Source organism: Microcoleus sp. A003_D6, from assembly GCF_036702825.1.
GTDB lineage: Bacteria > Cyanobacteriota > Cyanobacteriia > Cyanobacteriales > Microcoleaceae > Microcoleus.
Genome location: NZ_JAUBWA010000001.1, coordinates 173,041 through 187,348, shown reverse-complemented (window position 1 = coordinate 187,348; position 14,308 = coordinate 173,041). Strand labels below are relative to the sequence as shown.

General features: G+C 44.6%; 11 protein-coding genes. 8 read left to right on the top strand and 3 right to left on the bottom strand.

Translation table 11 applies throughout. The features are described from left to right. Positions 1 to 138: 138 nt before the first annotated feature. Positions 139 to 1,881 carry a putative bifunctional diguanylate cyclase/phosphodiesterase gene (locus tag QUB70_RS00835; protein ID WP_332977838.1) on the top strand — a complete coding sequence of 581 codons (1,743 nt, stop codon included), beginning with the start codon at positions 139 to 141 and terminating at the stop codon, positions 1,879 to 1,881. A gap of 718 nt (positions 1,882 to 2,599) precedes the next feature. Next, entirely contained in the window at positions 2,600 to 3,097 is a 498-nt protein-coding gene (locus QUB70_RS00830; protein ID WP_332977837.1) for a hypothetical protein, read from the top strand. A 66-nt stretch (positions 3,098 to 3,163) separates the two neighbouring features. Here the strand turns inward: QUB70_RS00830 and QUB70_RS00825 are convergent, their stop codons facing one another. The 3 genes from QUB70_RS00825 to QUB70_RS00815 form a co-directional block, all read right to left on the bottom strand. Further along, positions 3,164 to 3,529 (bottom strand): response regulator transcription factor, encoded by a 366-nt coding sequence (locus tag QUB70_RS00825; RefSeq protein ID WP_039886668.1) that lies wholly within the window; start codon positions 3,527 to 3,529, stop codon positions 3,164 to 3,166. A 339-nt stretch (positions 3,530 to 3,868) separates the two neighbouring features. Further along, complete coding sequence (locus tag QUB70_RS00820) at positions 3,869 to 6,199, bottom strand: GumC family protein (protein WP_332977836.1); 2,331 nt, start codon at positions 6,197 to 6,199, stop codon at positions 3,869 to 3,871. 136 nt (positions 6,200 to 6,335) lie between these two features. Then, on the bottom strand, positions 6,336 to 7,814 hold the full coding sequence (locus QUB70_RS00815; protein ID WP_332977835.1) for a polysaccharide biosynthesis/export family protein: 1,479 nt from the start codon (positions 7,812 to 7,814) through the stop codon (positions 6,336 to 6,338). A 61-nt stretch (positions 7,815 to 7,875) separates the two neighbouring features. On the opposite strand from QUB70_RS00815, the gene QUB70_RS00810 reads away from it, so the two are divergent. From QUB70_RS00810 to QUB70_RS00785, 6 genes are all read left to right on the top strand, one after another. Next, a complete protein-coding gene (locus QUB70_RS00810; RefSeq protein ID WP_332977834.1) occupies positions 7,876 to 8,112 on the top strand; it encodes a hypothetical protein in 237 nt (78 codons plus the stop codon). A gap of 16 nt (positions 8,113 to 8,128) precedes the next feature. Continuing rightward, positions 8,129 to 9,547 (top strand): O-antigen ligase family protein, encoded by a 1,419-nt coding sequence (locus QUB70_RS00805; RefSeq protein ID WP_332977833.1) that lies wholly within the window; start codon positions 8,129 to 8,131, stop codon positions 9,545 to 9,547. Between the two features lie 119 nt (positions 9,548 to 9,666). Next, positions 9,667 to 11,001, top strand: coding sequence for a flippase (locus QUB70_RS00800; RefSeq protein WP_332977832.1), 1,335 nt, complete (start codon positions 9,667 to 9,669; stop codon positions 10,999 to 11,001). Continuing rightward, on the top strand, positions 10,998 to 12,221 hold the full coding sequence (locus QUB70_RS00795; protein ID WP_332977831.1) for a hypothetical protein: 1,224 nt from the start codon (positions 10,998 to 11,000) through the stop codon (positions 12,219 to 12,221). The genes QUB70_RS00800 and QUB70_RS00795 overlap by 4 nt, the downstream gene beginning before the upstream one ends. A gap of 60 nt (positions 12,222 to 12,281) precedes the next feature. Then, positions 12,282 to 13,343: a hypothetical protein gene (locus QUB70_RS00790; protein WP_332977830.1), complete on the top strand. Its 1,062-nt coding sequence runs from the start codon at positions 12,282 to 12,284 to the stop codon at positions 13,341 to 13,343. An 18-nt stretch (positions 13,344 to 13,361) separates the two neighbouring features. Beyond that, positions 13,362 to 14,288: a glycosyltransferase family 2 protein gene (locus QUB70_RS00785; RefSeq protein WP_332977829.1), complete on the top strand. Its 927-nt coding sequence runs from the start codon at positions 13,362 to 13,364 to the stop codon at positions 14,286 to 14,288. The last annotated feature ends 20 nt before the right edge of the window (positions 14,289 to 14,308 follow it).

The window sequence follows — 14,308 nt, the reverse complement described above, 5'->3', positions numbered from 1 at the left end:
ATGATGAATTTTCTGTAGGAGCAGTGCCTCCATGCCTGCCCCAAACTTACTTAGGGTGCAATTACAGGGGGGCAATCACAGGGGATTGCCCCTACAAGAGAATTAAACTCCTGGTTACTTGCTAACAAGACCAATTCCATGACAGCTAAAATCTTAGTAATTGATGACGAACCACTTTTAGAATATGTAATCCTTCAGCTATTTCGGCATCAAATCAGCACTCAAGAATTTGAGTTTGATTTTGCAATTAATGGAGTCCAAGCTTTAGATAAACTGCAAGCTGATGGTTCTTTTGACTTGGTGCTAACTGATATTAGTATGCCCGAAATGGACGGTTTAACTTTGCTAGAGAACCTGCCAGCTATTGACCCGACGCTAAAAGCTGTAGTGGTTTCAGCTTACGGGGATATGCCAAATATTAGGACAGCTATGAATCGAGGTGCTTTTGATTTTTTAACGAAGCCGATTGATTTTAATGATTTAAAAGTTACAATTAATAAAACTTTAGAGTTTGTGCGACTTGCTAGGGAAAAAGAGCAGCAACTTGCTACAGCGAATGCACAAATCCGCTACCAAGCCTTTTACGACGAGCTGACGGGTTTGCCTAACCGTAATTTGCTCTTAAAGGAGATGGGTAGCGGCATGAATTATATAATAGAATTGGGTCATTTAGAAGCTATTTTATTTCTGACTCTTAACCGCTATCAAATTGTTAAATATAGCTTAGGTCATTCTAGAGGAGAGCAGTTGCTAGTAGAAGTAGCGCGGCGGTTAGAGGCTTGCAACCTGAATGCGCATCTTATAGCAAGAGTGGGAGAAGATGCGTTTGCGATTTGGCTGGCAAATATTGCTGATTCTCAGTTAGCTTTAGATGCAGCAGAACGCATTCGCCAATCTTTAGAAATGTCGTCTAACTTGAATGGAACTGCGGTTTTTTCTAGTGTTAGTATTGGCATTGCTTTAGGTGCAATTGGTACAGAAGAGCCGGAAGATTTGCTGCGGGCGGCTGACGCGGCTAGGCATGAGGCTTTTGTTCGGGGTGCCGGTAGCCCTGTTGTATTTGATGCTGATATGCAGTGGAGAGCTTTAGAGCAACTCCAGTTAGAAACTGATTTGCAAAATGCAATTAATTTGCAACAGTTTCACCTTAATTATCAGCCGATTGTATCTTTGGCAACGGGTCAAATAGTGGGGTTTGAAGCGTTGGTAAGATGGCGGCATCCGACTCGCGGGTTGGTTTCTCCGAGCGAGTTTATTCCGGTGGCGGAAAGAACGGGTTTGATTGTGGCACTTGGGGAGTGGGTACTGTCGGAAGCAGTGGCTTGTTTAAGTAAATGGCAGTTGCAATTTCCTGACTATTTGTCTTTGAATATGAGTGTTAATTTATCGGGAATTCAGCTATTTGCTCCTAATTTGTTGCCGCTGTTAGACTCACTGCTGCAAGTGCATAATTTGAAGGGCGAATTTTTGAAGTTAGAGATTACCGAGAGTGTTTTAATGGAGAATACTGAGGTGGCGGCTGGGGTGCTAGAGCTATTGAAAGCTCGGCAGATTAAGGTTTCTTTGGATGATTTTGGCACGGGTTATTCAAATTTATCTTACTTACAATTGCTGCCGATTGATACTCTAAAAATTGACCGCTCTTTTGTTTGTTGTTTGGAGGAAGGAGGGAAAAGTTTGGCTTTGCTGGAGGCGATTTTAAATCTGGCGAGTTCTTTGGAATTAGAGGCGATCGCGGAAGGGGTGGAGACGCAAGAGCAACTAATTATACTCCGTTCTTTGGGATGCAATTCCTATCAAGGGTACTTTTTCTCGCGACCTTTGGAGGAGGAAGGGGCTGTTGCTCTGTTGAGTGCTGCAACGCTCTTGGGCGATGCTTAAACGGCGGATATTTCAAGGCAGACTTATATAATAGACCTCTTGCAAAAATAATTAGGACGGGCTCTCCGGCCCATCCCACAAGAAAAAATAACTCTTGTGGAACGGGCCCCAGAGCCCGTTCCATCAATTGATGAAAGGATTTTTGCAAGAGGTCTAATAGCAATACTCCGGACAGTTTTCAGATAGGGACGCGATGCTTAGGCAAGCTTCGCTAACGCAGCACTGCACAGAAGCAAAAAAAGTGAGTGGATTCTGAACCCAAAACAAACAGAAAAAAAGGCACTCTTTTAGGTTAAGCTAAAAAAGCACAGGTCTTTGCTTTAGAAACAAAATAGAATAGACCTCTTGCAAAAATCCTTTTAATCAAATTCTGGAACTGGCTCTGGGGCCCATTCCACAAGAAAAAAAAATTGGCGTTGCTGACTTACGGTATGAAAGGCTAAATATGCAAGTCCTAGAAACCATTATCCACAAAGCTTCGGGATTTTCAACTTATTGTTTTCATACCCTAATTAAGCAACGCCCGCTGATTGACCGGCACTTAATATCTATAGGAATCGCTCAACTCAAAAATATAAAAATTTGTATTGTTAAAACAATTGAATGTTTTCTGCTGGGGCGTTGCTCCGACAGCGCCCAAAATCTGCAATTTCAATGCCGATTACCTAATTGGTTTATGCTAATATGCTAAGATATCCCAAAACCACGCGGTAATTAAGTGGACAAACTTGAGACAGACATAGAGGCAATTTGCTCTGAGATTGAGGCCTTGCGCCGGGAACGCCAGCAGCTTAGCATTGGTGCTGTTGCCCCTGTCGGCGATTCGCCTCAAGCGATCGCGGATGCTTACCGCCGTCACGCGAGGGAAAAAGCACAAGTGTCGGCAGAAGTCAAGGGGATAGATGATGCGATCGCGGCTCTGTCTGCTCAACTGAATCAAAAACAGCAGCAGTCGGTAAACTTGCAAAGAAGCAGTCCGATGGAGGAGCAAGTTGAAGAAGGAAGAGTTCTCGCTCGCGGACACGCGGAACGGATTAACGAACTGGCTGGGGAATTGGCGGCCGAAGTGAAGGAACTTAAAGCCATTGCCGACCAAATTAGCCCCAGCTACTGGCAGGTTTATTACAAGCCTTTTATTACTGGTTTTAAGAGTATTTCTGTTCCCTACGTGCGATCGGACGGGGATGTTTGGACTATTGTCAATCGAGTAGTTTAGAGAGGCTGCGGGAGCAGAAATAAGAAGCACTCAAGACAAGTTTTTTCCTGTCCCTATTCCTCGACCTCAACCGCGCAGCAGTTGCTTAATAGTGCCGACCAATTCTTGAGGGTGAAATGGCTTAGCGATGTAAGCGTCTGCTCCTTGTTTCATTCCCCAGTAGCGATCGAATTCTTCGCTTTTGCTCGAACACATTACCACCGGCAAATTCTGAGTTTTGGGGTCGCTTTTGAGCCTGCGACAGACTTCGTAGCCGTTCATCCGGGGCATCACGATATCCAGAACGACTAAATCCGGGCGGTTGGCCTTGATTTGCTCTAGAGCTTCTACGCCATCACTCGCTACCGTGACGTTGAGTCCCCTACCTTTGAGCAAGTCGGCGATCATCTCCCGCAGAGTGACGCTATCATCAACAACCATAACTGTACTCATAGAATAATCCCTACCAAGTTTCTGGGTTGAAACGTTCACATTAACGTTTACATTGTTCACCTTCAAAGGTGTCTTTTCCTGATTGAGATTGCGTTCTGCTATATGTAGTTTACCCACTTTTGCTGATTTCTCAATCATTTTCTGAGGAATTACTGCGAAATAAATAAAGATCCGCGTAATTTCGGTTGACTGTTGAGCCTCTGTCCGTTAGTCTATCATTTTCTTTCTCAAATGGTACTTTTCTCAAAAAATGAGGGTGCAGCTTGCGTTGTGCGTTTCCGGTCGAGGGCGGCGGCGCGCCGCTCGCTGCCTGCATCAAAATTTGTCTAATTATGATGTCTAATGAGGATTTTTCGTACCTAAAGCAGATATTTTTTGGTCGTAGAGCGTCTCTAGACCAACCGGGCGCTGCCGGTAGCTGCGATCGGAGTTTTTGCAGCCGTTAGCAACGATTCCCAAGACGGAAGCTCCAGAAATTTTTAATTCTTCTAAAACTCTGCGAACTTGCGCTCGGTCTGTTTTGGCAATTTGCACGACCATAATCGTAGCGTCTGTGTGAGCTGCGATCAAGTGGGCGTCTGCCAAGCCTGCTAGCGGCGGGGTGTCATAAATCACTAAGTCAAAAAATGCTTGAAATTGCTCCATCAGATACTGCATTTTTTTGGAAGAAAGAAGCTTGATCGGATCGGGGGGAATTTGGCCGGCGGTGAGTACGAACAAATTGTCTTGGTTCGGCGCTCGCTGAATCGCGTCGTTGAGGCTGAGGTCTGTGGAGATGGCATCGCCCAGGCCGCGGACGTTCGGCAGTCCTAACTTAGCGTGCAGTTGCGGGCAGCGCAAATCTGCATCTACTAACAATACTCGCTGTCCGACTGCTGCTGCTGTGGCGGCCAGGTGCAAAGCTACTGTTGATTTGCCGTCTCCGGCTACTGGCGAGCCGACTAAGAGCGATCGAATCGCCGTACCTGCGCTGAGCAAGTGAATGTTCGTGTAGAGCGATCGAAATGCTTCTAAAAATTGATAGTCCAAGTCGCTAAAAATACTTTTCCCCAGCATTGGAGCAGTACCTTGGGCTTCGCCCGGTTCGAGAACTTCCACTTTGGACGATCGAGCCGGTGTTAGTTTCCTGGGTCTGGCTGGCGGTCGGCGCTTGACTTTTTTGCTAAACGGAATCACCCCGATCACCGGCAATTTTGTGGCTATTCTCACTGCTTCTGGAGTGTGGAAAACAGTGTTTAGCGCCTCTACGAGCAAGCCGATTGCTATGCCCAGCAGACCGCTTAAAATTACTGCCAGCGCTAACTGTTTTTTGGTTTGTTTGACGGTAGCTGTTATGTACTTGCCGAATTTATCTAGCGGAATTTCTGGAGGATTGATCAGCACCCAGGGTATTTGCTGCTGAGCCGCATCTATCCGCAAGGCTTCTCGTTTTGCCAAGAAGTCCGACAAGCTCTTAGTAACTACTTGCTGTTCCCTCACTAAATTGTCGTATTGTCGCGTTGTCACTGAAAAATTTCTAATTTTTTGGTTGAGTTCCTTTTGCAATGCAGTCATTTCGCGATCGCGCGACTCGACTTCTTGGATTTGACTGTTTAAATTTGCCATCACCACTTCTTTGGCTTGTTGACTGGCTGTTAAAATCAGTTCTTCCCGACTTTTTCGCAGTGCTAAAACGGGCAAACTGTCATCTCTGTACTGAGCTAACTTTAGGGAGAGGTCTGAGTCTATTCTCTGGATTTGACCTAAGAGTCCGGCGTAAGCTTGTCCTTGAGTCATCAACACGCCAACGGGGTTATTTTCATTGACTAATTTTTCATAGCTTTGGTAGAGAGTACGCATCCCCCTTAACTGTACTTGGAGTCCTACTTGCTGTCCCCGAATGCTTTGAACCTGTTCTGACAGAGATTTTCCCTCTAGCTGGGGGTCAAACAAATTGCTTTGCTGCCGCAGTCTTTGGACTTGTAGTTGCAGGACTTCGACTCTTTCTCGGAGCTTGGGCATCTCCATGTCTATAAATTTAATGCCTTGATTAATGCCCGTCAGCCGTTGTTGCAAGCTGTACTCTAGATAAGCTTTAGAAACTTTATCCAAGACGCCGTAAATTTTATTGGGGTCTGAATCTTTGTAGCGAACTTCTAAAATTTTTGTGCCTTGTTGTTTGCCATCTTTTGCGTAGCTGATGCGGTTGATAGACAGTTTTGACATCAGTTCGGTGTAGGTCATTGTGGGATTCCAAGTTCGCAAGTCCTTAAGCACTGGCTGCATCATTTTGGGACTACGCAAAATCCTAATTTGGGTTTCGTAGTCTACTAAGCTAATTCCTTCTATATTAATTTTTGCTAAGTCTGCCGCGACGGTATTGTCTAATTGTTTGGATAGCAAACCTTCAGCGGTAGCTGGTTCTACTAACAGGGAAAAGGAGCCTTCATAATCAACTGTCATCTTTTTAGAATTAACGACGATCGCTGTTCCGGCGAGGGCGCTCAAAGCAATGGTGGCTGCTGCCATGACCATGAGGCGGCGGCGCAGGACGCCGAAGAGCCAGGACAAGTCTAGCTTTTCTTCCTCTGTCTCCTCGACGAACTTATCTCTGTAGTTCGGAGCCGAGAAGTCCGGCAGTTTGCCATTTGATTTGGGTGTGAAGGGTTGGTAATCTTGTCTGCTATCCATATTCAGCCTGGGTATTTTTGAGGTTGATATTTTTGATGTTGATATATTTGAAGCTGCCGCGCCGCCACGCTCTACATTCTATTGTTTAGTTTATTCTAGCCTTTGCCACGAATTATCCACATCACCAGCAGCGTTCTTACCTGAATAAACCTCGGAGAACGTTTATAAAATTTAACACTCCGGTAGCTGGTCCGACAGGTCCGACTACAGCGTTCATTCGGTCTACTAAGTTGGCGAGACCGCTGGGGGATACGATAATCATGTCGTTGTTGCGGAGTTGAGGATTGAGTTCTTCGTTAATTCCTTGAGTTAAATCGACTTCGATCGTCCGTTTAGTAGCTGTACCGTCGTTATTCAGGCGGACTAGCTCAATTTTATTTTTTCTAGCTCTGGTATTCTCGTAGCCAAAAAATCCTCTGGAAATTAAAGCTTGATTCAGGGTGGCATTAGCTGGGAGCCTCAACGGATCGAGGGATGTTCTGAGTTCTCCTACTACAAAAACGTTAATGCCGGCGGGAGCAAAGTTAGTGTTAGCCAGCACGCCAGCTTCTGCGGGGTTGACGATCGCGGCTTTGGGAACGACGATCGTGTCTCCCTCCTGGAGGATGGTATCTTGGGCGCCGTCGCCGGACTCCAGGAACTGCCACAGGTTGACTGGGATAATTTGTTCGCCTCTTCTGGTGACGCGGCGGACTTGGATTTGCCGGATGTCGGCATCCGAGGTGATGCCCCCGGCTAACTGAATGGCGCGGATGACGGTGGGAAAGCCTTCTCGACTGAGGTCGCTTGTGGTGTTACCGCCTATGACGACGTAAGGCCCTGGGCGGGTGACTTGACCGACGATGGAGATCGATCGAGGTTTTTCTGGCGGCGGCGAAAAGTTGGCGATCGCAAATTGACGGGCTTCTGCTTGGTTGAAGTTGGTGACGGTGGGGATCACAATTGTGTCCCTGTCTTGCAAAATGATATCTTGAGAGATGTCTCCTTCTTGCAAGAATCTCCACAGGTTGACGTTGAGCACTTGGTCGGGGCCGTCTGGTTGGGGACGGCGGACGCGGATGTTACGGATGTCGGCGACACCCGTGACGCCTTCTGCGAGTCGGATCGCTTGGGTGACGGTGGGGTACTGCACGCTGGGCGCGACTCCCGGCCCGGGAGTCAGGGTGATGATGAAGTTTCCGGGCCTGGTAACTTCTCCGATGACGCCCACGTTGAGGGGGCGGGCCGCTACGAGGCTGACTGTGACTACGGGGTCTTTGAGGACGCGGCGGTAGGCGTTGCGGATGATGTTGGTTGCTTCTACTAAGGTGCGGCCGCGGAGGGACACCAAGCCGATCAGGGGGAGGTTGACAGAACCGTCGGAGAGGACTTCGTAGCCGCGGGTGAGTTCGGGTACTTCGAGTATTTCTACTTGGATTCGATCGCCACCGCCGAGTTTGTAGCTTTCGGGCGATCGTCCGCCCCCAGATGGTGCTGTAACAGCGCCGGGCAGCAATCGCACTTGCGCCGTTGCAGAAAGCGGGAACCCGAGGGAAATACTCGCGCAGGCGATCGTCCACAAGGTCAAACTCAAGACGGGCGCGGTTATTTGTTTGGGAAAATCAGCGTTAACCACAGGCTACCTATTTTATTGGCTTCGATCATTCACCAGTTTAATCGCTTACCATTGAAATGCCATGTCGATCGCAGATACAGGGAAAAAAAATCATCAAATTTTCTTCCCCTCCCATGCAGGCACTTATGTATTCGCCAGAATTAAAGAAACCCTCGGTATTCCCGAACCCCTCTCCTCCTACCCAACCAACAGACAATTTAGATATGCAGCAGCTTACATAGAAGCTCGATCGCGACAATTGCCTGGGTTTATTGTTATTTTGGTGGAATTACCCGCTGCTAAATTGATATTTTTCTAAGAGAGGCTATATATTTATGGCGAGACTCATTAAAGACCTAATTCTCAGCACTAATTTGTTGCTAATTATATTGGGTTTGAGCGGATTAATTCTCACTCTGTTCATATTTCAAGTTGCCACTAAAAAAAAATTTGGTGTAACGTTTGAAAAATGGTTTGCTGTTTTGTACGTCTTCATCTCTCCTCACGTTAATGTACCTCCTTTTAATTACCTGCATTTTATCAATCTTACTGCCACTGATGGCAGTAGTGTAAATCAGCTTCCTTTTGTTTTTTATCCCTGGATAATGTTTATTTTATGCGGAAGAGTTATTAGTTTTATTAAGAACGATCTTGTAGAAGCATTGTCATTTTTATTGCTTAAAAATCCTTGTTTTGCGCTCTATTGTTTGCTACCAATAACATCGACACTGTGGTCGCTAGTTCCTGATATTACGCTGAAAGCAGGGATGGCATTTACAGGTTTTACTGTTATTTGTTTTTATGTAGGTGCGCGATATGAGTGGGAAGAACTATCAGGCTTGGTGCGATGGGGCTATACCTCGATCGGTATAGTTAGTTTCTTGCGGCATCCGAATGTGGGACGGGAATTTGCAGGAATTACCAGTCACAAAAATTCTCTGGGCAGCATCATGGTTGTGAGTACAGCACTTTGGTATCTGCACTATTCCCAAGGTGCTAAAACTCAGAAAGAACGCTGGATAGCTCTACTATTCCTGTTCTTTTCATTTTATTTGGTGAGGGCTAGTAGTTCTGGGGGTTCTCTAGTTAATAGTTTGATGCTCATAGTTATAGTATCATCCTTGAGTTTTTTGAGCAAGTTAAAGTTTCAATGGGCATTTACTTGTATTGTCGGCTTTACGGTCTTTGGTATCATAGGTAGCGTTTATATAATAGACAACTTAGAATCTATTGTAGTCGGGGGTTTGGGAAAAGATTTGACCTTGACGGGGCGCACGGAATTCTGGCCGCAATTAATCGAGGCTGCAAATCAGCGTCCTTGGTTTGGCTATGGATTTAATGGTTTTTTTCAACAAGATTTACTTGGCGCGCAAACCCCAGCTTATTTTGTATATACTCCGAATGGATTTCAACCGAAAACTGCTCATAATGGGGCTATATCAGTATTGCTCTATTTCGGTTATCCCGGACTGATACTAATCTTAGTTTCTCTGTTGACTAATCTAATTTTTGCCGTCCGTCAACTGAGCCGCAGCCCGCTATCTCAAGCGGGAATACCGATTATTTACTTAATATTTATTATTTTGAATAACCTAACAGAAGGTTCGATAGGTGATATTGGGGATGTGTGGCTTGCCTACGCATTAATAACAGTTAGACTCAGTATCGATAGTAGCAAATCTCCATCCAGCAACCGCCGCAGTTACGGACGGGATTTGCCGCCGCGATCTGCATCCAGATTAAATCCAGATTAAGTTGAGAAAGTTACCAATGAATAGAAATATGATATATGATATTATTTAGCCTAGCTTGAGGTTAATTTTCCTGTCCTAAGCAAATATACTGATTCTCGATAAGGACTAAAAACTTTCTGATGTTAGATAAGCTAAATGCGGTCAGTCAAAAGCTCGGCCCCGGCCTCCGCCAGGTACTTGGCAATCTGGCTTGGCTGTTGACCGACCAAATTTTGCAGATGGCTCTGGGTCTGTTTGTGGGAGTGTGGGTAGCTCGATATCTGGGCCCGGCACAATTTGGCTTGCTCAATTACGCGATCGCCTTTGTTTCCCTGTTTGCCTCGGTGGCCACGATGGGATTGGGTACTCTGGTAGTGCGCGATGTTGCTCGCAATCCAGACTGCAAAGAAGAGACTCTGGGGACTGCTTTTGCTATACAATTAGCAGGCGGAATCATCACTTTACTGCTAACGGTGACAGTAATTTCGATACAAAATCCCAATGACAGTTTAACTCGTTGGCTGGTGGGGATCATTGCCGCCGGAACTATTTTTCAGTCCTTTGAAACAATAAATTTTTGGTTTCAGTCGCAAGTTCAATCTAAGTATACGGTTGTTGCTAAGAATTGCGTATCATTACTGGTTGCAGGACTCAGAATCGGATTGATTCAAATCAAAGCACCGCTGATTGCTTTTGCTTGGCTGAGGTTGGGAGAGGTGGCATTGGCGGGAGTGGCGATCGCCATTGTCTATCAAAGCAAGGGAAATGATTTCAAGCTGTGGCGAGTCAGTTGGCAGCGAGGCAAACAATTGCTTCAGGAAAGTTGGCCGCTGGTGCTGTCGAGCTTGGCGGTTTTTATTTATTCCAAAATCGATCAGATTATGCTCGGTTCTATAGATAAAACTGAGTTGGGATATTATGCAGTTGCAGTCAAACTATCGGAAATATGTGATTTCTTGCCGGTGATTATCGCTTCTTCTATTTTTCCGAAACTCGCACAGTTAAGAGAAAAAAATTATGCTGAATACCTAAACAAGTTTCAGATTTACTCGGATGCTATGTTATTGTTGTGGCTGGGGGTAGCCGTGCCAATCTCTCTGCTGGCTCCTTTCATAGTCCAGACTCTTTACGGCGAGCAATATGCAGCTTCAGCCAGGGTGCTGTCCATCTACGTCTGGGCTCAATTTGGCAGTAACTTCGGTATAGCTAGAAATGCCTATTTTGCCTTAGAAGGTCAACTGCGATACGGTCTTTACTTGACAGTTATTGGCTCAATCTTTAATATAGTATTGAATTCTCTACTGATTCCTAAATATGGAGCTTTTGGAGCAACAGCGGCTACTTTGATCACTTATGTATATGTAATTATTTTAGTCAATTTTTTGATTAAAGAACTGAGACCTTTTGGTAATTTCATCCTAAATTCGCTAAATTTATACAAGGCGGCTTCCAGGCTGATAGGATTGATCAAATGATTGAAATTAAACCCAAGCTCCAACATCGATCGAATTGTCCCTATTCTGGCAAAATACTCAAACCTGTAAAAGTATTGTGGCAAGGTGCCCGCGTCTGTGTTGTGTCTGAATCTCCCGCAGGCGGCGAAATCATTGACGAGTTGAGAATTGGCCACGCTGCTAAAACTGCTTACAGCATTAACTTAGCTCAAGGAAAAACTTTTGGTGATGACAAATATGCGGAAGAATTTTTAGCAAAACCTTTGCTCAACTCTCTGCAAAATCCTCAAGCCGAACAGCTAGAAATTTCTCAAGAAATTTTCAAATCTTACGATCGCGTAATCGTATTAAACTGCATTGATTATCTTTACGGACACAGCCTTTTAAAGTTGCTGAACGCACAGAGGCATTTAGAATCTCACCCAGATTTGGGTTTGATTGTCATAGTCCAAAAATTTATGAGGTGGATGGTTCCCCAAGGAGTTGCCGAAGTCTGGACAGTCCCTATATCACTGAAAAACGGTCAGTGTTACTATCCAAGTTTTGACGAGTTTGTCAGCAAACAGTTAGAACGCTTTGATGAAGTTTATGTAAGTGAAGCCTATTCTCACCCCAGTCGATTTGATATTAGTAAATTTACCGGAGTTGCCAAACATGACTTTAACAAATCAGAATATAAAATTACTTTTGTTTGGCGGGAAGATCGTCTGTGGTGCAATAAATTGCTGTTTCAAGTTTGCAGAAAGCTAAAGCTGCTGCAAATTCCTTTAACTGTTCAAAATTGGAACGTGCGGAGGTTTTTTGCAAAAATGAAAAAACTGCTTCCTTCAGCTAAATTTGCAGTGGCAGGTTTAGGGAGAAGCACTAATTTTCCTGAGTGGATTGAAGATTTTAGGGTGGATAAGTTTGATGAAACAACTGAGCGAGAAATGTGTCGGGTTTACTCAGAAAGTCGGTTGGCAATTGGCATTCACGGTTCCAATATGCTATTACCGTCGGGTCACGCTGGTATGACGATCGATATGATCGAGGAAAGGTGGGGAAACTTTGCTCAAGATATTTTATATCAAGAATCAGACCCCAGACTGTCTTCGTTTCGCTATCGATATTTGCCACTTCAGACTAGCTTGAGTAACTTAGCACATATTGCGTCAGAAATGATTCTCAAGCGATTGGATTTCTATTTTCACATGATGGGCGATTCCCTACCTTATCCTTTGGGAACTCCTGCGGGAAGATAGCTCCGCTTCACGCTTTTAATTAACCTCAAATTTTAATAAAAACAACAGGAGATATACGCCATGAACAACAGCGGCTCTGTTTACATAGTTACTGGAATGTGCTGTGATGAAGAAGGCCAGGAAAGTAAATATCCCCAGGGATCTGATGCTAAATCCTCATCGGAAAAATTTCAATCAGTTTACTGGCGGTGTGCGGTGGTATATTTTGCTTCTAGCGTTAAAAATAACCCGGAAGCTGAGCATATCTTATTTACGAATGCCGATCGCGTTCCAAATATTGAAAGCTTTAATACCGTTGAGTTTTTCGACAAAATGGGAGTTAAAGTTGTCCAGATCCCATTTACCTATCAGCCACCGCTTGAATACTACCACGCCTTCAGAAGTACATTTTTTAAGTTTGATATTATTAAATACTTAAAAAATAATTCTGAGTTAAACGATCGCTGTATCGCTTTAGACTCTGACTGCGTATGGGTAAACTCAGCCGATCGCATAATTGCCGATATTGAAAAACAAGGTTTAGCAACCTACGATTTGTACGAGCCTGAAGATAAAAAAATCAGCGGTTTAAGCAGGCGAGAAATGCAGAAAATTTATGAAGAATTAGGCTATAAAGTAGATGAGCCTCCCAAGTATTTTGGTGCAGAATTTATCGTAGGAAGTGGCAAGCACATTAAAATATTGTCCGACGAAGTAGACTCAATCTGGCAGACTTGCTTGCAAAGATTTGCCGAAGGTAAGACAAAATTTAATACAGAAGAGCAGATGCTCACCTACATTTACAATAAGCTGGGATATGCTCGCAGCAGCGGCAATGCTTACTTTAACCGAGTGTGGACATCGCCGATAATTTATACGGCAACTGAGGCTGATTTAAAAATGGATGTGTGGCATTTACCAGCCGAAAAAGGATACGGGATTAAGCGACTTTTTGCACAAGTTGCTAATCCCCAATCTGATTTTTGGAACTTGCCTGTAGGAGAGCAGTTTACTAAATATGCTGCGGGTTATGTAGGAATACCAAAACGCAATATTTCTAAAACTGTTTTGGATATGTTTGACAATAGGGTTTCTGGTCTAAAAAGGAGATTGTCGAAAGTCACAAGTGTTGTCAGCAATTAGCATACTGGAGTTGTGTAAATGTTCGATCGACAATTAAAAACCCCCGTCGCGTTTATTATTTTCAAACGTCCTGAAGAAACTCAGAGAGTATTCGCAGAAATCCGCAAAGTCAAGCCGTCTAAATTGTTAGTAGTTGCTGACGGGCCGCGGCCGGACAGACCGGGAGAAGACCGGCAATGCGCTGCTGCTCGCGCTATTATTGAGCAGGTGGATTGGGAATGCGAAGTTTTGCAGAATTATGCCGAGACTAATTTGGGCTGTCGCCAGCGAGTTTCTAGCGGCCTAGATTGGGTGTTTGATACGGTGGAAGAGGCGATTATTATTGAGGATGATTGTTTGCCTGACCGTACATTTTTCTACTTTGCAGAAGAGTTGCTAGAACGCTACCGATACGACGAACGAATTATGTCAATATCTGGACAAAATGTTCAATTTGGAAAGCAGCGAACTGATTTCAGTTACTACTTTTCTCGCTACACTCACTGCTGGAGTTGGGCGAGTTGGAGGCGAGCTTGGCAGCATTACGATTTAGATATGAAGTTGTGGCCCCAAGTTCGGGATGGCAATTTTTTGATGGATGTATTGGGAGATGCTCATGCTGCCAAAATCTGGACGAAAACTTGTCAGTTGTGTTACGAAAAAGCTATTGATACTTGGGATTTTCAGTGGACGTTTGCTAGTTTTATTCAAAATGGTTTGAATATTTTGTCTAATGTCAATTTAGCTGCAAATATCGGACACGGAACGGGGGGAACTCACACGGATGACCTCAGCAGTCCTTATAATAATATGCCTGTTGAACCGATCGCCTTTCCTCTGAAACATCCTCCGTTTGTGATTCGGGACGCGCAAGCCGATAACTTCACTCAGGATAGTTTATATGATTACGATCCGAAATTTGTCAAGAAAGTACAGCGAAAAATTCAACAATTTTTGAAAAAGTAAGTAAGCATGAGTTAAGGATG

What these genes read in the sequence shown, in the direction of transcription:
- QUB70_RS00805 (WP_332977833.1), top strand. Translation starts at nt 8,129, where the DNA reads ATGGCGAGACTCATTAAAGACCTAATTCTCAGCACTAATTTGTTGCTA.
- QUB70_RS00825 (WP_039886668.1), bottom strand. Translation starts at nt 3,529, where the DNA reads ATGAGTACAGTTATGGTTGTTGATGATAGCGTCACTCTGCGGGAGATG.
- QUB70_RS00835 (WP_332977838.1), top strand. Translation starts at nt 139, where the DNA reads ATGACAGCTAAAATCTTAGTAATTGATGACGAACCACTTTTAGAATAT.
- QUB70_RS00800 (WP_332977832.1), top strand. Translation starts at nt 9,667, where the DNA reads ATGTTAGATAAGCTAAATGCGGTCAGTCAAAAGCTCGGCCCCGGCCTC.
- QUB70_RS00795 (WP_332977831.1), top strand. Translation starts at nt 10,998, where the DNA reads ATGATTGAAATTAAACCCAAGCTCCAACATCGATCGAATTGTCCCTAT.
- QUB70_RS00820 (WP_332977836.1), bottom strand. Translation starts at nt 6,199, where the DNA reads ATGGATAGCAGACAAGATTACCAACCCTTCACACCCAAATCAAATGGC.
- QUB70_RS00810 (WP_332977834.1), top strand. Translation starts at nt 7,876, where the DNA reads ATGTCGATCGCAGATACAGGGAAAAAAAATCATCAAATTTTCTTCCCC.
- QUB70_RS00790 (WP_332977830.1), top strand. Translation starts at nt 12,282, where the DNA reads ATGAACAACAGCGGCTCTGTTTACATAGTTACTGGAATGTGCTGTGAT.
- QUB70_RS00785 (WP_332977829.1), top strand. Translation starts at nt 13,362, where the DNA reads ATGTTCGATCGACAATTAAAAACCCCCGTCGCGTTTATTATTTTCAAA.